The sequence below is a fragment of the Mechercharimyces mesophilus genome, assembly GCF_059818345.1.
In genome coordinates, this window is record NZ_JCBAPH010000002.1 from 272,884 (window position 1) to 292,964 (window position 20,081).

A 20,081-nucleotide genomic window follows, 5' to 3' on the forward strand; every position below is an offset into this window, starting at 1 on the left:
AGGCTATTCCTAGCCTAACACGAGATTCGGTTTCTTCTCGAGACGATGTTTGCCTTCCACAAAACGAACCGTTCCCGTTTTTGCGCGCATCACAACGGAATGGGTTGTGGCAGCCGTTCCACTATAACGAACCCCTTGTAGCAATTCGCCATCGGTCACACCTGTAGCCGCAAAAATGGCATCGTCCCCTTTGACCAGATCATCCATCGTTAAGATCTGCTTCACGTCAACAATTCCCATCTTCTTGCACCGAGCAACTTGCTCTTCATTTTCTGGGAGCAAGCGACCCTGTAATTCTCCACCTAAGCACTTCAACGCGACGGCTGCTAATACTCCTTCTGGTGCGCCACCACTTCCAAACAAGATATCTACACCTGTGTCTGGGAACGCGGTGTTGATCGCTGCAGCAACATCTCCATCGGGAATGAGCTTAATCCGTGCTCCCGCTGCACGCACTTCCTCAATCAGCTTGGCATGACGAGGACGATCCAGCATCGTGGCTACTAGATCCTCAACGTCTTTCCCTGTAGCTTTCGCCACCGCCTGTAGATTATCCTTCACAGGGGCATCAATATCGACCACTCCAACCGCATCGGGTCCCACCGCAATTTTATCCATATACATGTCAGGAGCATGGAGCAGGTGACCTCGTTCTGCGATGGCCACCACGGCTAGAGCATTCCACAAGCCTTTGGCTACAATATTGGTTCCTTCTAATGGATCGACTGCCACATCCACTTCAGGCAAATAGCCAAGGCCTAATTTCTCTCCGATATAGAGCATGGGGGCCTCATCCATCTCGCCTTCACCAATAACCACTGTGCCACGCATCGGAATGGTGTCAAAAACTTTGCGCATGGCACTCGTCGCAGCCTCATCCGCTTCCTCTTTTTTGCCAAAGCCCATCCAACGACCGGAACCTATGGCCGCTGCTTCCGTAACCCGTACCAATTCCATCGTTAAGCTTCTTTCCATGCTAAATCCCCTCCATACAGATGTCTTATCTATTTAATAGAGTAACACAATCCACCTATATGTTACACTCGATTTTTCACTGAAAAGGGATTACTCCTCCCAAATCTCTGCCCCCAATTGGGAAAACTTATGAAAGATTTGTTCGTAACCACGTGCGATGTGTTCTTCACCCTCTATGGTGGTGATTCCTTCGGCTACTAAACCCGCAATGACCAATGCAGCGCCTGCACGTAAATCTGTTGCACGCACACGGGTGCCCATCAAATGGGACTTCCCTTGAACGATTGCTACCCTTCCTTCGTTGCGTATTTTAGCCCCCATACGAACCAGCTCATCGACATACTTGAAGCGAGCGGAATAAATATTATCGGTTACCACACTGGTTCCTTCCGCTTGGGTCAACAATACGGTAAAAGGTTGTTGCAAGTCTGTAGCAAAGCCAGGATAGGGGAGGGTTTTGATATCGACTGCTTGTAGTGGCCCTTTGTTGCACACATAGATCTTCTCCAATGATTCTTCTACAGTCACACCTGCTTCACGTAGTTTGGCCGTTACGGGTTCGACATGCTTCGGAATCACATTTTCCACAACCACTTCGCCACCTGTGGCAGCGGCGGCTATCATGTAAGTGCCCGCTTCAATTCGATCAGGAATGATCGAATGGGTACAGCCAGATAACGTGCTTGATCCCTGAATACGAATCACATCCGTACCGGCCCCTTTAATCTTCGCTCCCATCGAGCTCAGCAAAGTAGCAACATCAATAATCTCCGGCTCTTTGGCTGCATTCTCAATCACCGTTTGACCTGTGGCATAGACGGCAGCCAACATAATATTGATCGTCGCTCCCACACTGACAACATCTAAAAAGATGCGAGCGCCTCGTAGCTCTTCCGCTTCTATGTGAATTTCGCCATCCTCGCGTTCGACACGTGCCCCCAGTGCTTCAAACCCTTTTATATGTTGGTCAATAGGACGAGGTCCCAGGTTGCAACCCCCTGGTAAGCCAATCGTCACTTCTTTAAATCTTCCCAACAATGCGCCCATTAAGTAGTAAGAAGCACGCATGCTTTTGATTTCCTCATCAGCCAGTGGAATGTTAACCACCGTGCGGGGATCGATGATCAATCTCCCTTGTTCTCGCTTCACTTCGGCCCCCATCTTGCTTAAGATCTTACAATAGGACCATACATCCTGTATGGAGGGGGCATTCTCAATGACGACCGGGGCATTGGCCAACAGCGTAGCTGGGATCAAGGCGACGGCACTATTTTTGGCACCACTGATCGGAACATATCCTTTCAGTGGACGCCCTCCTTTCATCCTTAGCATCGGCACCCCTCCTCTTCATTTCACCCATTTTTAATCGAACTTCCTTCCCACCAAAAAATAGTTACCGGCGGGGGTTTCTACACCTCCGCCGGTATCTGTATTTTTCTATTTCACAGCTTTTTCCCAGTCCTGTTGAAACTTCTCAATCCCTTGATCCGTCAGAGGATGGCGTACCAATTGTGCAAGCGTTTTATACGGTATGGTGGCAATATGCGCCCCACTCATTGCCGCTTGTGTCACATGCACAGGGTGGCGCACACTGGCAGCAATAATTTGTGTATCCAGGTTATGAACATGGAATAATTGGGCCACTTCATCCACAAGAGCAATACCATCATAACTGATATCATCTAACCGTCCGATGAAAGGGCTAACAAACGAAGCTCCAGCACGCGCGGCCATCAGTGCTTGATTAGCAGAGAAGATCAACGTGACATTCGTTTTGATTCCTTCTTGTGAAAAATGGTGAACCGCTTTTAAACCTTCCAAGGTCATCGGGACTTTAATGTTGATCTGGTCAGAGATTTTGGCTAACCGCATCCCTTCCTCAATCATTCCCTCGGCTTCAGGGCTCATCACCTCTGCACTTACCGGACCGTCTGTGATTGTAACAATCTCTTGCAATACTTCTTCAAATACACGCCCCGATTTTGCGATGAGGCTGGGGTTGGTCGTCACACCTGATAATATCCCCCACTCTTGCACTTCTTTGATTTCATTTATTATCGCGGTATCGACGAAAAATTTCATAATATCCTCCTCAGTGATACATGCCTCTTAGGCTTTTCCTGAACTTTTGAACAGGCGCATCTTTTGTTTCACAGTCTCTTTAATCGCTTCGCGTCCGGGACCCAAGTATTTACGAGGATCGATCATCTCCGGATCTTGCGCTAATTTTTCTCTAATGAGGCGGGTACATTCCACTTGGTTTTCCGTGTTCACATTGATTTTACCTACGCCTAGTTCGATAGAGCGAACAATGGCTTCATCCGGAACACCAGAACCACCATGAAGCACAACAGGCGCCTCGATATTCTTACTTACTTCCTCAATAATGTCAAAGTGAATCTTGGGTTCCCCTTTGTACATCCCATGTGCAGTCCCTACCGCTACGGCCATCGCATCGACTCGGGTCTCTTGCCAAAAGCGAATGGCTTCCTGCGGGTTGGCTAAGGCCGCATCTTCTTCGTCCACCTCGAGGTCATCTTCCACTCCACCAATCGTACCTAACTCACCTTCGACTGATACTCCTACCGCATGAGCCGCCTTCACCACTTCTTTTGTCAAACGGATATTCTCTTCCAAAGGATAGTGAGATCCATCAAACATAACGGACGAGAAACCTGCTCGAATACATTTCATCACAACTTCAAAGCTACTACCATGATCCAGATGAAGGGCAATCGGGACATCTACCTGCTGCGCTGCCACCTTCGCTAATGCAACAACGTTCTCTAGTCCCATGTAACGGATGGCTCCCTCGCTCGCTCCAAAGATAAAGGGAGATTGCTCTTCCTTCGCCGCTTCCACGATCCCTTGTGTGAACTCAAGGTTGTTCATATTAAATTGACCCACTGCGAACCCTTCTTGTTTCGCGCGTGGTAAGAAAGCAGTCATTGGTACTAGTGGCATATTCATGTCCTCCTTAATGGTGTACGAGTTTTTCAAGTTGTCATTATATCATTTAGGCCCTTAACTAGTCAGCTTCTCAATCCAAGATCTCTTCGTAACATGCTTCCATGGCACATTGAGGACTACAATATTCTCGGATTATATCGGCCACTTGCAACATGAATCGCTCCAAGCCCAACTCTAGCCGCAATGGATCGAGTGGATCAAACTCTAACCGACAGCGATCACAAGCTTTTAACGAAGGTGCCTCTTCTAACAGCATCGCAAAAGAGACTTGGTTATCAACCATTTCATAATGAGTATGTAGAAATTCCAACAACTCAGTTGCACTATGAAAAAATAAAGGGTCCTCCTCTTTATAACGAGCTGCGCTCCACACAATCCACGTTTCATCCGAACAATGCACGAGAAACGTATCTTCTGCGATTTCAATGGAGGCTCTCAGTAAACCTTCATATGAAGGGAAGCGGAGAGACTCCGCTAAATGATCCTGCAATGCTCCATCTACTTCTACAAGTACCTGCGACAAGTCAACTTCGTCCAGAGCTGCTTCCCAATCCATGTCATGTACTTCATGCGACATCCCTGTTCGATCACCCTTATCTTCTCTATATTTCCTCCATTTTATCACAAAACGTAGTTTATAGGTGCCCTATCCCTCTCTTACTCCCAGAATGGTTCGTGCCTCATCCGGTGTTGCAGGAACACGATCCACTTCCTTCGCAATGCGTGCCACACGAGCGACCAACTGTTCATTGCTCGCCAGTTCTCCTTTGCGATAATACAAATTATCTTCTAATCCTACGCGTACATGCCCTCCCATCGCCAAAGCCATCAAAGCCATAGGGAGTTGAGCTTTCCCCACTCCCGCCACAGTCCACGTTGCCCCTTGTGGCAACTCTCGCACTAAATGAACCAGATGCTCATAAGTAGCTGGAATTCCACCAGGGACCCCCATTACAAGATCGTAGTGATGTCTTCCAGTAATCCGTCCCTCTCTCACTAAGCGGATCGAATTTCTGATCATTCCGACATCAAATATTTCAAACTCTGGATAAACATTGTATTGACGAATCTTATCTGCTAACTCGCGAATCATCTGTGGAGAATTGAGGAATACCCCTTCACCGAAATTGACTGATCCTGTTGTAAGCGTTGCCATTTCAGGAGAAAGTGTCAAAGGTTGTGCACGCTCTTCCAAACTCATCCCAACCGCACCACCCGTTGATACTTGTACAATCATATCGCATCTTTTTTTTATCTCGGCCATGGTTTCTCGATAAAGACGAACATCTTGGCTGGGATTTCCCTCTTGATCACGCACATGAATATGGGCGATCGCAGCCCCTGCGCGCCAAGCTGATTCTGCTGCTTCTCCAATTTCGGTGGGCGTGATGGGAAGGTGAGGTGTATCTTGTGGACCACTTTCCGCACCCACAAGCGCTGCCGTGATAATCAACTTCTCCATCAAGTATCCTCCTTCTGTTGCTTTGCTAACGGGACAACACATGTACCTGAAGCGCGTGCTACCACCTGTGGTTCCACTAATACTTTCGCTTTAGAGGGAGCTTTGTCATCCCGGCTACCCGCGATCACCTTATAGGCGACAAAGCTCATTTTGCGTGAGGTATTCCCTATCTTCTCTATTCGCCCTGTCGCTTCAATAAAGTCGCCAGCATAGACGGGTGCTGTAAATTCAACTAAATCATACGCAACAAAAAGCCCTTCATCTCCATCGTTTCGAATCAGCAACTCGGTCGCAACATCACCAAAAAGCCCCAACATCCGTGCCCCATCCACCAAATCTCCACCATAATGCGCATCTGCTTGGCTCATACGCATACGTAAGTTGGCCTGCACGTCTTCATCCCCCTTTTCGCTTTAACTTTTTGTTTGTTGTCCGATTTCCCTATGTGATTCTCCTCTTCCCTCTTAAGAAACTAACTGCTTCACGACTTCCAGACGTAACTCATCAATATCAAATGGCTTAGTAAAATGAGCAAGTGCCCCCAATTTCGTTGCTTCTTCCATCAGATCCAGTTCTCCATAAGCCGTCATCATAATCACTTTCGTATGCGGACGCTTCTTTCTTAATCTCCGAAGCATCTCAATTCCGTCCATACCCGGCATCTTCATATCCAATAAAATCAAATCAGGATCCTGCTCTGCAATAATCTCTAAAGCGGCATTTCCATTATCCGCTTGAAAAATGGCGAATTCCTCCTTAGATAATACTTCCTTTAATAGTATTCGTATTCCATATTGATCATCCACAATTAATACTTTCTTATTTCTCATGGACATGTTATTTCTCCCTCCCATCAAGAAAAGATTATCCAGAAAAGCGAGACAAGGCAACGATTTCCTTATTTTTTATAGTTCGTGTAACGACAATAATATCCTTCTTGTTTGACCTAAAAAAAAACGATCTTTCACATAAATATCAGCAAATAATGTGTCTTAATAGCGATAATTGGTTATCCATTCATTTAATGAAAGGAAAATCAACAAAAATACCCCTTTATTTCTGATTGTATACATCTAGCTTCGCAGACAGACGGCCGATGAATAGGTCTCCTATTTTACCGTTTCACTACATTAAAATCCATGGAGAAAGAAAGGAGGTCCGAGCTCATAACTTGCTCTTCCCTCCTTTTCTTTTATCCCTATATAAGCATATGATTACGTACACTTTCCATTAACGAGCCTTAAATGTACGTTTTTGATCAGAGCTATTGATTCCCTGGCACTGCCGCTGCAATAAACTGTTCAAACAACGGTTGCGGTCGGTTGGGTCGTGAGGTGAACTCCGGATGGAACTGACTGCCAACAAACCATGGATGGTCCTTTAATTCGACGATCTCCACCAGACGGCCATTAGGCGATGTACCCGAGAAGACATAGCCCACCTGTTCCAATGACTCGCGGTACTCATTGTTAAATTCATAACGATGACGATGGCGCTCATAGACCAAGCCATTACCATATGCCTTTTGAGCGAGTGTACCCGGTTTCAGCTTACACGGTTCCAATCCTAAGCGCATCGTACCTCCCATATCTTCAATTTCTTTTTGCTCTGGTAAAAGGTCGATAATGGGATGCGATGTTTCTAGGTCAAACTCCGAGCTATTGGCATTCTTTAATCCCAAGAGGTGGCGAGCCCCTTCAATACAGGCCATCTGCATGCCTAAGCATATCCCGAGGAAAGGAACTTTTTGTTCACGAGCATATTGGATAGCGTAGATTTTCCCTTCAATCCCACGATCTCCAAATCCACCTGGTACCAAGATCCCAGCCACACCGTCCAATACTTTTTTTGCTTCTTCACGGGTTAAGTTTTCTGAGTCCACCCAACGAATATCAATGTCGCTGTCATTTGCAATACCTGCATGTTTTAACGCCTCGACTACGGACAGGTAGGCATCAGGTAGAGCCACATACTTCCCGACAATCGCAATTGTCGTTCTCCTCTGCAGGCTTTTTACTTTCTGTACAAGTGAAGTCCATTCGGCCATCTCTGGCTCATCACAACTTAATCCTAAGTGATTGATCACAATCTGATCCATCTTTTGCGCTTGAAGCATCAAGGGAACCTCATACAATGTTTCCGCATCCCGCGCCTCAATGACAGCATCCTGATCGATATCACAAAAAAGGGCAATCTTGCTTCTGAGGTCTTCCGATAGAGCATGCTCGGTGCGACAGACGATCAAATGAGGTTGGATACCAATACTACGCAATTCTTTGACGCTGTGTTGGGTGGGCTTTGTTTTTAACTCTCCAGCCGCTCTCATCATGGGAATGAGCGTACAGTGAATATACATCACATTGTTCCGGCCAACTTCACCCTTCATCTGACGGATCGCTTCCAAGAAGGGAAGGCTCTCAATATCGCCCACCGTCCCGCCAATCTCCGTAATCACCACATCGGGATGGGTTTCACGGGCGGCACGATAAACACGGTCTTTGATCTCGTTGGTGATATGAGGAATAACCTGAACGGTTCCTCCTAAATAATCGCCTCTCCGTTCTTTGTTGATAACAGAGGAATAAATCTTTCCGGTGGTTACATTGCTATACTTACTTAAATTAATGTCGATAAAACGCTCATAGTGCCCCAGATCCAAGTCGGTTTCTGCACCATCATCCGTAACAAAGACCTCACCGTGCTGATAAGGACTCATCGTACCCGGATCCACATTGATATAGGGGTCAAATTTTTGAATCGTTACGGATAGTCCTCTGTTTTTTAATAAGCGACCCAGCGAAGCTGCCGTGATTCCTTTTCCCAAAGAAGAGACCACTCCGCCTGTCACAAAGATAAATTTAGTCATCGATTATATGCCTCCTCAGCCTAGTTTGTCCCAATTCTACAAAATAGAAAAGAGCGCCCACCCATGAAATGGGGGACGCTCTGTCTTCTTCTTATGTTAACCGTTCTACTGTAGCCCAAGCATCATTTTATCCCTGGAGCCTACCGTTGTCAAGAAGATTCCTCTAAGTCATCTTCACTATCCATGTCGGTGTCGTAATCTTCACCGTCTTCATAGTCAGAGAAATCCTCTTCTTCGGATTCCTGAATGTCATCATCCCCATCCAGAGAATCTTCTTCAAGTTCTTCCAACTCCTCATTGGCGAAATCATCTTCTTTCACATTGGCCGCGACTGCGGAGTCCGTAGCTTGGTCAAGTGAATACCAATGCTTTAAACCCCACAAGCTACGTCCCACACAGATAAACCGACCATCAATGGTGATTTCTGTATATAGCTGTGAGATAAAATGATCTTTCTCTGCTTGACTCATCTCTTTAATCTGCGCCACTTCATTTAAGATATCGCGGTAGAGCATGGGTTCTCCCTTTTCCTTTAGGAGAAGATAAGCCAGTTCCACCATGGCCGCTTCATAAATTTGTTCCTTCGTTAAATCAAAAGTCTTGTTCTCCGCCATCATCAAAGCCTCACCCTTTATATGGTAAATAAAACAATTAACTCCGTTATTTGTGTTCATTTGCTCCGTCTATTGTATCCCATTGAACAAGGAAGTCAACACCAGATTGTGCTATCCCCATTATGAACAAAGTTGGAGAGAAGTAAAAGTCATTTGGAGCGGAAGAAAGAGCATTTGTGTTAGAATTTTGGAGGACTGGTTTCTAGACTTCAGGTTTTGATGACATTTAGGCTAATAGAGTACTCAGGAGGTAGTATGGATGCTAACAGCAGATCTACAAGTTCGTTTTAATGAATGTGATGGATTGGGTCACGTAAATAATGCTGTTTATTACACTTATATGGAAACTGCTCGTATGGAGCTCTTTCAAAAGTTAGACCCCGAACTAGACGTGAACCAATGGAAGCTCATCCTTGCTTCTACTAGCTGTGAATACAAAGCGCAGGCACACTTTGCCCAGTGGCTAACCATCTCCACCGAGGTAGAGCGGATTGGAAGCAGTAGCTTTACCGTGATTCACCGCATCACGGATCGTGATTCTGGACAGCTGATTGCTCAAGGAACAGCAGTGCTCATTCATTTTGATTACCAAGAGCAGAAAAGTGCGCCACTCACATCGGAGATGCGTAGTACCTTAGAGTCGCTTTTGGTTGAATAGATTGGCGAAAAACAACCGCTGACCCATTTGCTCTCTCAGCAGATGAAGGTTTTTATAGGAAACCCCATGATTTATTCTACGCTCTCTCAGATGAAAGCAATCAGCTTGAGAGAAGTATGTTCTCTCGGAGCGTGGGTAATGGGCAGCGCCTGTCGTTGCCTGAGCCACGACTCAGAGTTCTCAAGGAGAAACCGCTCACCCCTCTTCCAACCATTCTGCGGGTGAGCTTTCACCTTTATCAATACGATAAAAGGAGGGATCTTATCATGCAACTTCCTGTTGGATGGGATCTTTTGCGTGACGAGCAAGATCAGCCTTACTATAAAAATTTGCATTCCTTTGTCGAAAGAGAGCGCCAAGAATCGACCGTTTTTCCTCCAGAGGAAAAGACATTTACCGCGCTCCAGCTCACTCCTTATGAGAAGGTCAAAGTGCTGATCGTTGGGCAAGATCCCTATCACAATCATGGACAAGCTCATGGGTTGGCTTTTTCTGTTCCCGAAGGAGTAAAACTCCCTCCCTCGTTACGCAATATCTTCAAAGAATTGGCAACCGATTTAGAGGTGGAAGCACCCGTAACGGGCTCTCTCATTCCTTGGGCACAGCAAGGGGTCTTATTACTTAATACCGTCCTAACCGTACGTGCCCATGAAGCCCATTCTCATAAGAATCAAGGTTGGGAGAAGTTTACCGATACGATCATTCAGCGGGTCGCTGAGAAAGAGACACCTGTCGTCTTTGTACTATGGGGCAATCATGCACAAAAAAAACGAGCACTTATTCATGATGAACGGCATACCATCATTGAAGCGCCTCATCCCTCTCCTCTCTCAGCCAGACGAGGCTTTTTTGGCAGTCGGCCCTTTTCAAAAATTAATGAAGCATTGCGTAACAGTGGACAGCAGGAGATGGATTGGCAGTTATGAAATCCTTTGCTGAAAAAAGCAATAAAGAACCGGATAGGGTACTCCTATCCGGTTCTTTAAGAGGAATCAAATCAGACTGCGCGGGAGTTTTAAGTTCTCTCCATTATCTTAAGGAGGAGCTTTCACCCCTATCTTCAACAGCCGATTTCGCATCAGTAGAAATGAGTTGCATCAATCACATAGAGATTCATAGAAACCTTATCCCGCTTCAACCACTTGAAACTGAGCACTCACCAGGTCATAATATTCCCCTTGCTGTTTCATCAACTGATCGTGATCTCCTTCTTCAATAATCTTCCCGTTCTCAAGCACGAAAATCTTATCTGCATCACGGATGGTAGAGAGGCGATGAGCAACCAGGATAGAGGTTCGTCCAGCTAATAAGGTTTTTAATGCTTGTTGGATCTTAAGTTCTGTTTCCGTATCAATACTGGCCGTTGCCTCATCCAAGATGATAATGCGTGGATTTGCCAGCAAAGTACGGGCAAAGGAGAGCAATTGCCGTTCACCCATGGATAAAATATTGCCCCGCTCTTCCACTTCCGTCTCATAACCTTTGGGAAGTCGCTCGATAAAGATATGGGCTCCTACCGCTTCTGCCGCCTTCTTCGCTTCTTCCTCCGTCGCATCTGGACGTCCGAAGCGGATGTTCTCCATAATCGTACCGGAGAAAATAAATGTATCTTGTAAAACGATGCTTACTTGGCTGCGCAAATCAGCCAAAGCAACATCGCGCAGGTCGTGACCGTCTATGGTAACCGTACCTTCCGTCGTATCGTAAAAGCGGCAGATCAGATTAACGATTGACGTTTTCCCCGAGCCCGTATGACCAACCAAAGCCACTGTCTCTCCTGGCTGAATATCTAAATCGATTCCTTGTAAAGCAGGACGCTTCCCATCGTAGGAAAAAGAGACACGATCAAAATGAATATGACCTTCGATCTCACCCATAGCTGTGGCATCTTTCCGTTCTGAAACATTGGGCTCTTCATCGAGAAACTCAAAGATCCGCTCTGTAGACGCCATCGCCATGAGCAATTGATTGTACACCTGACCCATACGGGAAATAGGCTCCCAGAAATTACCGAGGTAAATAGCAAACAAGACAAATTCACCAATCGTAAGCGCTCCTTGTTGAAACAGATAAGATCCATACACGATGAGAATCGCCGTTCCAATCGCTCCAGTAAGCTCGACCAAAGGTCGAAAGGAAGCACTTTTCTTCGAAGCATCTTGCCAAGCACGATAATTTTGCTGGTTTAAGCGTGTAAAATAGTGTCGATTTTCCTCTTCTTGTGTAAATGACTGTGTCACTCGCATTCCTTGAATACTTTCATTCAGGTGAGAGTTAATAATCGACTGCTTTAAGCGTACATTTTGCCACGAACGACGAATAAGGCGACGCAGTCCCACCGAAAGAAAAAACATTACAGGCACCACAATCAGAATCGCTAGCGTCAAGCTGGGGCTGATAATCGCCATCATGATGACAATCCCGATAAGCAGAATCGCATCCATGATCACATTCACAATTCCGCTCGTCAATAATTCTTGTAGAGAATTAATATCATTGGTAATCCGTACAAGAATAGAGCCTGCTGATCGCTGATCGAAGAAGCCGTGAGATAAGCGCTGAATATGATCAAACAATTGTTTCCGCACATCATAAATCACGGACTGGCCCAATCGTTGCATCGACCGAATACGCAAGTTGTTTGCGAGCCAATTGATCAAATACATACCGATAAGCGATAGCACAAAGATGAGCAACAGCGCTCCATCCTGATTAACCAATGCTTGATCAATCGCTAACTTAATCACATACGGAGCAAACAGCCGTACTCCTGTAGTCACCATCAGGGCCAAAAAGGTAAAAAGCAGTAGCGATTTGGCATAGGGCTTTACGTACGAGAGAAGCCTTGCCATCAGAGACCAGTTAAAGGGTTGATCGATCACTTGATCCTGTGAATACGTAAATCGCTCTCGCCTCTTCTCCCCTTGTTTTTCCTTTTTTTCACCTGCCATCTTCTTCACCTCCGTGGGGTTGCGGGTACAACCGTCTCTTGATCTTGGAACTGAATATCGTAAATCCGGCGATAGGCACCATTCATTTGGAGTAATTCTTCATGGGTTCCGCGCTCTAGAATGCTCCCTTGCTCTAATACAATAATTTCATCTGCATCTTTCACAGAAGATATCCGGTGAGCAATAATAAATGTAGTGCGCCCCGCCATCAATTGACGAAAAGCTTCTTGAATCTTGCGCTCCGTCTCCATATCCACCGCACTGGTCGCATCATCTAAGATGAGGATACTCGGGTCCATTACCAAGGCACGGGCAATGGCAAGACGTTGCTTTTGTCCACCTGATAAGCCCAAACCTCTTTCACCCAACATCGTCTCATATTGTTCCGGCAAAGATTGAATAAAGTCATGCGCCTGAGCCCGTTTGGCCGCTGCCACGATTTCCTCCATCGACACACGGGGATTGCCATAAGCAATATTGTCCCGAATGGTCGAAGAGAAGAGGAAGGATTCTTGGAATACCACACCCATATTGCGACGTAAACTGCGCACATCATAGCTTTCGACCGGAATGCCATCAATCTGGATTTGGCCGTGCTCCACTTGATAAAAACGAGAGATCAGTTGTGTAATCGTCGTCTTTCCCGAACCCGTGGCACCAATGAAGCCAATCACTTTCCCAGGAGGAGCATCCAATGAGAAGTCTTTCAACGCCCAATCGTCTTCAGGCGTATACCGATGCCAAACCTTGTCAAACGTAACATGACCCGATAGGCGTTCCCTTTCAATCGCATCGCTTTCACTTTTGATCTCTTCATCTTCATCCAAAATTTCCAAGAGGCGTTCGCCTGCTGCCTTTGATTGCGAATACGTATTTAAAATAAAACCAAGAAACATTAAAGGTCCAATGATATACCAGATCAAACTAAAGAAAGCCACCAATTCTCCGAGCAAGAGTTCGCCTGCTATAACGAGCCAGCCTCCATAAGCAAGAAGAGCAACAACACTAATATTGCCGATCAGCTCCATCAAGGGAAAGTACGTCGCCCAGATGTTGGCTGTCTCGATGTTGGTCTCTTTGTACCCTTCATTCTTCTCATCAAATCGGTTCATCTCAAAATCTTCTCGCGATAAGGCTTTCACCGTGTTCATCCCACTTACGTTCTCTTGCACCCGTGTGGTTAATTGGGCAAAAGAAGAACGGATTTTTTTAAACGCAGGGTGAACCCTTTTATCAAAACGATAGACCGCCACAGCCAAGAAGGGCATCGCTAGCAAAGTAACGATAGCCAATGAAGCATTAAGATAGACCATAACGCCTAAACCAAACAACAGTAATAGCAAAAAGTTGATAAACTGCGCAAAACCAAAGGAAAGGAAGAAACGGAACGCCTCTACATCTGCTGTCAAACGCGACATCAAATCTCCTGTTTTCGCATTGTCGTAAAAACGAAAGGGTAATACCGTCAACTTTTCATAGAGCGCATTGCGCAATTCATACACGGCTCGAATGCCGAAGAGATCACCAAAGTACTGTTGCACAAAGGATAGTGCTCCCTTCAACGTCATTACCACCACAAACCCAATCGCCAAATAAGGAACCCATTCCATCTTCCCCTGACCGATTACTTCGTCAATGGTTACTTTGAGAAGCAAAGGGTACATCATGGTGATCGCTGTCACCCCGACCAGAGCCACGATGGACCAGATAAAATAGCGCGTATAAGGCCAATAAAAAGATTTCAGTCGCTTAAATGTGTCCAATTCCTCCACCTCCAGTAACCTCTCATTTAAATCAGCACGAATAGGTCAAATGACCCTTTTCGTTGCCTCGTTCTCTCTTGATTCCAATTGGGTATTACTTCCGCTTTCCATTTAAGTTTAACTGATCGAGAATGTACCGCCATCGGCGACTGGTTCCAATCTACTTCTCCACTTTTCGTAGGAGATTCCATCCAACGAAAGTACCAGATCACATCACTCATATTCCCATTGAAAAACCATTTTCAACTTACATATTTAACATTAATGTAAGATACTCCAACTAGAATGAAGTCTTATCATTATACATCGAAATAGTTAGGAAGTCGAAATAAAATATTGTACTAAGGGACATCGAAGTCCCTCCTACTCCCTCACCATTTCCTTCCGATAATACGCCGGTTCACTTCTTTCCGCCAATTCTTTTGCTCTCTCCCACTCTTCTTTACGTGGCTCCGTCACTTCTTGTACCTTCAGTATATTGGTCAAAGTGTTGAGTAACCCTCCCCAGATACTTTCATCTAAAGCCTCTTTCGGCATATCAATAAAGTCTTCCATCCGAGCCACGGTCTCTATTTTCACTGGCTTTTCTCCTGTGGCCATCTCATAAAAGGCATTAAGCGTGGACATCGCCACTTCACGATCGATATGCGTCAAAAGCGTCACGTGGGCCAATATATATCCTGGATGGGAGGTTGAGATCCCCGCGGGTCCGCCTTTCCACACCTGGGCAGTTCCTGCTACCTTCTGTCCCGCGATCACCAAGTTATGATCTCCGTCACAAAAAGAACCAGGGACAGCTCCAAAAGTAGTTTCCAAGTCAAATTGTGATTGGAAAAGCTGAATAAACGGCCATCCAAGTGCCCGGTATACCTGATCAATACTAAACCGAAGTTGCGGAGAACGTGGCAAAAATAGCGAGAGATTGATGGTACCCGGTCCATGCGGTACGGCAGTTCCCCCGCTCTGACGCACATACACCGGCCAACCCACTTGTTTGAGCATCTGAGCTGCCTCCTGTGCACGCTCGTTTCGTATATCTTTCTTAGAAACAACCACCGCTTGCTCCGCTCTCCACACGCGAATCGTTGCTGGAGCTTTGCCGTGTGCTACCTGCTCTCCAATCGCTTCTTCAAGAGCATAGTGTATTGTAGGAGAACCTGATGGGATGGGCTGTGCCACTAATCGCCAGCGCTCAATTTCTTCATATATTTTCTTGCCTTTATGATCATTCATTGTACTCATTTTATCACCGCCTACATGCTCTTCATTTTACCATACCGGTGCCCTTCAGTTGAAAAAAAGGGGCGGATATGCTAGGCTAGCGATGGGATTAATTCGGAAGAAAATGTACTTCTTAAGGAATAAAAGCCCCTCTTCCCATCCATCGGGGGCATGCCACCAACCCTCGATCAAAAGGGTTGGTTTTTTCAAAGGGAGGCCTTCATGATGGCGAATGCACATGTAAGTTTGCAAATCTTACCCCGTGGAAATGATACCCACGAAATCTACCGTCTAGTCGATGTCGCTATCGCGGTCATTAAACAGTCTGGGGTAAACTACATAGTAGGTCCCATGGAAACGACCATGGAAGGCAACTATGATGAGTTAATGGCTATCGCCAAGAAAGCACAAGAAGCCGTTGTTCAGGCCGGTAGTGAGCGCGTCATCAGTATCATCAAAGTAGATTATTGTCCTAGTGGCGTCCACTTTGAAGAAAAGCTATCTCATCACAAAGGGGAAGAGGAAAAATGAAGGGATGGAAGAATCATTGGCATGCCGTATGGCCTGCCTCATTCCTTATTTTAGGGACTCTCATCCTATGGGAGGGTGCCGTTCGCCTGTTTCACGTAGAAACATGGCTCCTACCCGCCCCCACCATGATTGTCATCACCTTGATGAACAGCCTCGATCAACTTCACCGACATGTATGGGTAACACTCCAAGAGGCGCTATTGGGATTCTCTCTTGGGATTATCATCTCCCTCGGGTTAGCAATCGGCATCGAACTTTCGTCATGGTTGCGTCGTGCACTTTACCCTATACTCGTAGCCACTCAGACGATTCCTATCATCGCCATTGCTCCATTATTGATTGTGTGGTTTGGCTATGGACTTCTACCAAAGTTGTTAATCGTCGCGATGGTTACATTTTTCCCGGTGGTTATCAGTACTGCGGATGGTTTACGCTCTGCCGACCCCGATATCGTAAGATTATTGCAATCAGCAGGCGCCAAACGCTGGCAGATCTTTCGAATGGTTCGCTTTCCCCACGCGCTTCCTTCTTTTTTCTCCGGCTGTAAGATAGCTGCGACTTACAGTGTGTTGGGAGCGGTCATTGGGGAATGGTTGGGTGCTAGTCGCGGTTTAGGCGTATTTTTAATCCGCGCTCAACACGCCTTTTCAGCTGATAAAGTATTTGTCGCCATCGTTGTCATCACCTTCTGGAGTATCCTCCTCTTTCTCTTAATTCAGGTTATCCAACGCTGGGCGATTCCTTGGACATACATAAAAACAGATGAGGAAAGGAATGAAGAAAAATGATAAGAGGAAGCAAACTCATTACCCTTAGCCTTATCTTACTGCTTTCTTTTAGTGTTGCCGCTTGTGGACAAGCAGAGGAACAGGAAAAGACGAGTAAGAAAGAGGTTACCTTGTTATTAGATTGGACCCCTAACACCAACCATACCGGTCTCTATGTAGCACTTGAGAAAGGGTACTTTTCTGATGAAGGCCTAGACGTCAAAATTGAAATTCCTGGCGAAACCTCCGCGACCCAATTGGTCGGGGCAGGAGAGGCTGATTTTGGTATAAGCTCACAAGAATATATTACACAGGCGCGTGCAGAGGGGATTCCGGTCGTTTCAATCGCGGCGATCTTACAACATAATACTTCTGGCTTTGCCTCACCAAAAGAAAAGGACATCACCTCTCCCGAAGACTTTGTTGGGAAAACATACGGTGGATGGGGAACGCCGATGGAAAATGCCTTCTTAAAAACCGTTCTTGAGAAGAAGGGGATCTCCGTCGATGAAGCAGAAGACAAAGTGGACATTGTCAATATGGGAGAATCGGATTTCTTTGCCGCCACCAAGCGTGACGTCGATTTTGCTTGGATTTATTATGGCTGGACAGGTGTTGAAGCTCAGGAGCGTAAGGTCCCACTCAATATGATCTATCTAACTGATTTGGAACCCGTACTAGACTTTTATACACCTACTATCATCGCTAGTGAAAACACAATAGAAAATGACGGGGAACTATCTACCAAATTTATGCGTGCAGTCAGCAAGGGATATCAATTTGCGATCGATAAGCCACAAGAGGCAGCTGACATCCTTATCAAGCACACCCCCGAGTCCGATCCAGAATTGATCAAAGCCTCACAAGAATGGATGAGTCCGCATTATCAAGCGAATGCAAGCAAGTGGGGATGGCAAGAGAAAGAGCGATGGGTTAAATTCACAGAATGGATGGTAGATAATCAACTCATCGAGGAATCCATCCCATCCAAGGATGCATATACGAATGAATTCCTACCGGAGTAATGGCAGATGAGATTATCCATTGAAGAAATCTCCATGACGTATACATCCACCAAGCGCTCCTTACCGACCTTGTCTAACATCACTTTGCATATCCAGCAAGGGGAGTTTGTCTCTCTGATCGGGCCAAGTGGGTGCGGAAAAAGTACCTTGTTTAACATTATCAGTGGACTAGAACGACCGAATAAAGGTCATATTCATATTGATGATACAGATATCACAGGAAATACAGGACATGTCGGTTATATGATGCAAAAAGATGCCCTGCTTCCCTGGCGCACGGTGATCGAAAATGCCACTGTGGGAGCCGAGATACAAGGCTTTTCTAAGCGTGCGGCTCGCCACAAAGCGCGCAAACTTCTGCCTTCCTTTGGCTTAGAAGCATTTGCTGATGAGTATCCCGCCCGCCTTTCCGGTGGAATGCGTCAACGTGTGGCTCTCCTACGCACTGCAATGATGGAAAAAAGCATCTGGTTACTGGATGAGCCCTTCGGATCACTGGATGCACTCACACGAGAACAGATGCAATCCTGGCTACTAGAGATTTGGAGTACCTATCAACAAGCTATTCTATTTATTACCCACAGCATTGATGAAGCCATCTATTTATCTGATCGTGTGATCGTTCTATCTTCGCGGCCAGCAGAAATCGTTCAGGAGTTACCCATCGAGCTTGCACGGCCACGTAGGAAAGAGATGATGATGGAGGAACCCTTCCTGCATTATAAAAAGCAGCTACAAAGCGCTTTATTTGCGTGATTTACTTCACAAATAAAATAATCATAAAAACAGCCGCTCTAGTAGGATAGCGGCTGTTTTTATGATTATTTACGTATCGTTCTCTAACAAACTCCAATAAAGACAAAGATGGTAGCAATAATTAGCAGGAAGAGTAACAAACTGCGATAGCCGATTCCTCTACTATACCCATACCCTCCCACATTACATCCTTGCGTGCCACCTTGACCAGCATAACTACCCATGATTCATTCCTCCCTGATCCAAATGTCCCTATATGTTTATGTCTCATGGGTACAAGGTGGTAGGGTATCTATCTAGAGAAAGTAAAAAAGGGTATTTTACCTATATCATAAATCAAATCCGCTTTCGTCACTCCCGACAATCCCTGTTTCTTGCTGCAGGAGTTCGTAAAAGAGATCGCCTCCCTCTCCAATATAGATCTCCACTTTCATCCGTTCTCCTGCTTGGCCAGTAATGAGAAATACATCAAAATAAGAGCCATCGCTATTCTCTCTTTGTGACCGTTCAATCTGCTTTATTTCATCCAATTGTAAAGATGTAGCACGTCCTTCGGCTACATAAAACAAATGTTTATTGGTCAAAAGGGTCACTTCGCTTTGATTGAGCCACACGTCATAGTAGGCAACAATCTGCTCTTCTTCCGTCTCCAGATAATCTTCTGCGAAATACAGGTCCGCATCTGTCATTTCATTTAACATTTTTACTTTGGTATCTGCATAGGACTCTTCCTCTTCGCTCCATGCTCCTTCATCCGAGTAGCTACCCTGGACATCTTCCATATAAGGTTCAGAAAATGATTTCTCTATCTCTTCAGCATAGATCACCATAAAAACGATTGAACTAATGATGAGGACAAAAAATAAGGAGCCACACCCAATTAAAAAGGGAACGGTCCGATCTTTCTTCTTGGCCACGAAGGTGGGTGATTGCCAAGAAGGGGCTATCTGGTCTGTTTCGCACGATTTCTCTTTCTGAGCTGTTGGGACGATTTCTTGGGGTTCAGATTCACTCTTCTGTATCTCTGTCTCTAGTAGAGGAGAGCCCGCTTGGTGCCCAATGGGGTCTTCCTGTTGTTGCCCTTGCTCTTCTCTTTGCCCTTGGCTGTTTTCTTGATCATTCATCTAGACGGTTCTCCTTCACGTGTCATTTGATTCTCTCATTATAACATTTTCATGTATAGTTTTATTTGCCTGGCATCACGTTTCTATGTAACTCTCTCTATGTGATGCAACTCATTTCCACTGATGAGAAATCGGCCGTTAAAGATAGGGGTGAAAGCTCCCCTTAAAGATGATTGGAAGATGGGCGAGCGGTTTCTCACTGAGAGACTCTGAGCAGAGTGATCAGGAAGCGATGGGAGATGCCGCCCACCCATCAACCACGCTATGAGAGAACCAGATGCTCCCATGTTGATTGCTTTCATCCGGGGCGTGTGGCACCAACCATGCAATTTTTCTATGTAAGTCTGCACGATCAGCATCACAGGACGACAAAAAAATCCTCACTCTTGAGGATTCAT

At 45.8% G+C, this 20,081-nt stretch carries 21 protein-coding genes; 6 read left to right on the top strand and 15 right to left on the bottom strand.

Annotated features, from left to right (window positions below):
• Positions 1 to 9: 9 nt before the first annotated feature.
• The 10 genes from glpX to rpoE all read right to left on the bottom strand — a co-directional run bounded on the left by glpX (position 10) and on the right by rpoE (position 8,887).
• Positions 10 to 975, bottom strand: a complete 966-nt coding sequence (gene glpX / locus AC6RGY_RS09000; protein ID WP_499862044.1) for a class II fructose-bisphosphatase — start codon at positions 973 to 975, stop codon at positions 10 to 12.
• Positions 976 to 1,065: 90 nt separating this feature from the next.
• Positions 1,066 to 2,313, bottom strand: coding sequence for a UDP-N-acetylglucosamine 1-carboxyvinyltransferase (gene murA, locus AC6RGY_RS09005; RefSeq protein ID WP_499862048.1), 1,248 nt, complete (start codon positions 2,311 to 2,313; stop codon positions 1,066 to 1,068).
• A gap of 99 nt (positions 2,314 to 2,412) precedes the next feature.
• A complete protein-coding gene (fsa, locus tag AC6RGY_RS09010; protein ID WP_499862050.1) occupies positions 2,413 to 3,057 on the bottom strand; it encodes a fructose-6-phosphate aldolase in 645 nt (214 codons plus the stop codon).
• A 27-nt stretch (positions 3,058 to 3,084) separates the two neighbouring features.
• Entirely contained in the window at positions 3,085 to 3,939 is an 855-nt protein-coding gene (gene fba / locus AC6RGY_RS09015) for a class II fructose-1,6-bisphosphate aldolase (protein ID WP_499862052.1), read from the bottom strand.
• 76 nt (positions 3,940 to 4,015) lie between these two features.
• Complete coding sequence (locus tag AC6RGY_RS09020; RefSeq protein ID WP_499862055.1) at positions 4,016 to 4,522, bottom strand: hypothetical protein; 507 nt, start codon at positions 4,520 to 4,522, stop codon at positions 4,016 to 4,018.
• 69 nt (positions 4,523 to 4,591) lie between these two features.
• Positions 4,592 to 5,407 (bottom strand): 3-keto-5-aminohexanoate cleavage enzyme, encoded by an 816-nt coding sequence (kce, locus tag AC6RGY_RS09025; protein ID WP_499862059.1) that lies wholly within the window; start codon positions 5,405 to 5,407, stop codon positions 4,592 to 4,594.
• Positions 5,407 to 5,799: a 3-aminobutyryl-CoA ammonia lyase gene (kal, locus tag AC6RGY_RS09030; protein WP_499862065.1), complete on the bottom strand. Its 393-nt coding sequence runs from the start codon at positions 5,797 to 5,799 to the stop codon at positions 5,407 to 5,409. The genes kce and kal overlap by 1 nt, the downstream gene beginning before the upstream one ends.
• A gap of 72 nt (positions 5,800 to 5,871) precedes the next feature.
• On the bottom strand, positions 5,872 to 6,237 hold the full coding sequence (locus AC6RGY_RS09035) for a response regulator (RefSeq protein ID WP_499862461.1): 366 nt from the start codon (positions 6,235 to 6,237) through the stop codon (positions 5,872 to 5,874).
• Between the two features lie 434 nt (positions 6,238 to 6,671).
• Positions 6,672 to 8,273, bottom strand: a complete 1,602-nt coding sequence (gene pyrG / locus AC6RGY_RS09040) for a CTP synthase (protein WP_499862070.1) — start codon at positions 8,271 to 8,273, stop codon at positions 6,672 to 6,674.
• A gap of 149 nt (positions 8,274 to 8,422) precedes the next feature.
• Positions 8,423 to 8,887: a DNA-directed RNA polymerase subunit delta gene (gene rpoE / locus AC6RGY_RS09045; protein WP_499862074.1), complete on the bottom strand. Its 465-nt coding sequence runs from the start codon at positions 8,885 to 8,887 to the stop codon at positions 8,423 to 8,425.
• 259 nt (positions 8,888 to 9,146) lie between these two features.
• Here rpoE and AC6RGY_RS09050 point away from each other — a divergent pair, with 259 nt between their 5' ends.
• Positions 9,147 to 9,545, top strand: a complete 399-nt coding sequence (locus AC6RGY_RS09050) for an acyl-CoA thioesterase (RefSeq protein WP_499862079.1) — start codon at positions 9,147 to 9,149, stop codon at positions 9,543 to 9,545.
• A gap of 266 nt (positions 9,546 to 9,811) precedes the next feature.
• Positions 9,812 to 10,471 (top strand): uracil-DNA glycosylase, encoded by a 660-nt coding sequence (gene ung, locus AC6RGY_RS09055; protein WP_499862083.1) that lies wholly within the window; start codon positions 9,812 to 9,814, stop codon positions 10,469 to 10,471.
• Between the two features lie 198 nt (positions 10,472 to 10,669).
• On the opposite strand, the gene AC6RGY_RS09060 is transcribed toward ung, so the two are convergent.
• The 3 genes from AC6RGY_RS09060 to AC6RGY_RS09070 form a co-directional block, all read right to left on the bottom strand.
• The gene (locus AC6RGY_RS09060) at positions 10,670 to 12,496 is read right to left on the bottom strand and encodes an ABC transporter ATP-binding protein (protein ID WP_499862087.1); all 1,827 of its coding nucleotides are present in this window, start codon (positions 12,494 to 12,496) and stop codon (positions 10,670 to 10,672) included.
• Positions 12,497 to 12,501: 5 nt separating this feature from the next.
• Positions 12,502 to 14,259: an ABC transporter ATP-binding protein gene (locus AC6RGY_RS09065; RefSeq protein ID WP_499862091.1), complete on the bottom strand. Its 1,758-nt coding sequence runs from the start codon at positions 14,257 to 14,259 to the stop codon at positions 12,502 to 12,504.
• Between the two features lie 363 nt (positions 14,260 to 14,622).
• The gene (locus AC6RGY_RS09070) at positions 14,623 to 15,501 is read right to left on the bottom strand and encodes a lipoate--protein ligase family protein (RefSeq protein WP_499862096.1); all 879 of its coding nucleotides are present in this window, start codon (positions 15,499 to 15,501) and stop codon (positions 14,623 to 14,625) included.
• 204 nt (positions 15,502 to 15,705) lie between these two features.
• On the opposite strand from AC6RGY_RS09070, the gene AC6RGY_RS09075 reads away from it, so the two are divergent.
• From AC6RGY_RS09075 to AC6RGY_RS09090, 4 genes are read left to right on the top strand one after another with little or no spacing between them, the layout of a single operon-like run.
• Positions 15,706 to 16,011, top strand: a complete 306-nt coding sequence (locus tag AC6RGY_RS09075; RefSeq protein WP_499862099.1) for an MTH1187 family thiamine-binding protein — start codon at positions 15,706 to 15,708, stop codon at positions 16,009 to 16,011.
• On the top strand, positions 16,008 to 16,799 hold the full coding sequence (locus tag AC6RGY_RS09080; protein WP_499862103.1) for an ABC transporter permease: 792 nt from the start codon (positions 16,008 to 16,010) through the stop codon (positions 16,797 to 16,799). Before AC6RGY_RS09075 ends, AC6RGY_RS09080 begins: the two co-directional genes overlap by 4 nt.
• Positions 16,796 to 17,803, top strand: a complete 1,008-nt coding sequence (locus AC6RGY_RS09085; RefSeq protein WP_499862107.1) for an ABC transporter substrate-binding protein — start codon at positions 16,796 to 16,798, stop codon at positions 17,801 to 17,803. Before AC6RGY_RS09080 ends, AC6RGY_RS09085 begins: the two co-directional genes overlap by 4 nt.
• A gap of 6 nt (positions 17,804 to 17,809) precedes the next feature.
• The gene (locus AC6RGY_RS09090) at positions 17,810 to 18,559 is read left to right on the top strand and encodes an ABC transporter ATP-binding protein (protein WP_499862109.1); all 750 of its coding nucleotides are present in this window, start codon (positions 17,810 to 17,812) and stop codon (positions 18,557 to 18,559) included.
• An 83-nt stretch (positions 18,560 to 18,642) separates the two neighbouring features.
• On the opposite strand, the gene AC6RGY_RS09095 is transcribed toward AC6RGY_RS09090, so the two are convergent.
• Both AC6RGY_RS09095 and AC6RGY_RS09100 read right to left on the bottom strand, forming a co-directional pair.
• Complete coding sequence (locus tag AC6RGY_RS09095) at positions 18,643 to 18,783, bottom strand: hypothetical protein (RefSeq protein ID WP_499862113.1); 141 nt, start codon at positions 18,781 to 18,783, stop codon at positions 18,643 to 18,645.
• 105 nt (positions 18,784 to 18,888) lie between these two features.
• Positions 18,889 to 19,683: a hypothetical protein gene (locus tag AC6RGY_RS09100; RefSeq protein ID WP_499862117.1), complete on the bottom strand. Its 795-nt coding sequence runs from the start codon at positions 19,681 to 19,683 to the stop codon at positions 18,889 to 18,891.
• Between the last annotated feature and the right edge of the window lie 398 nt (positions 19,684 to 20,081).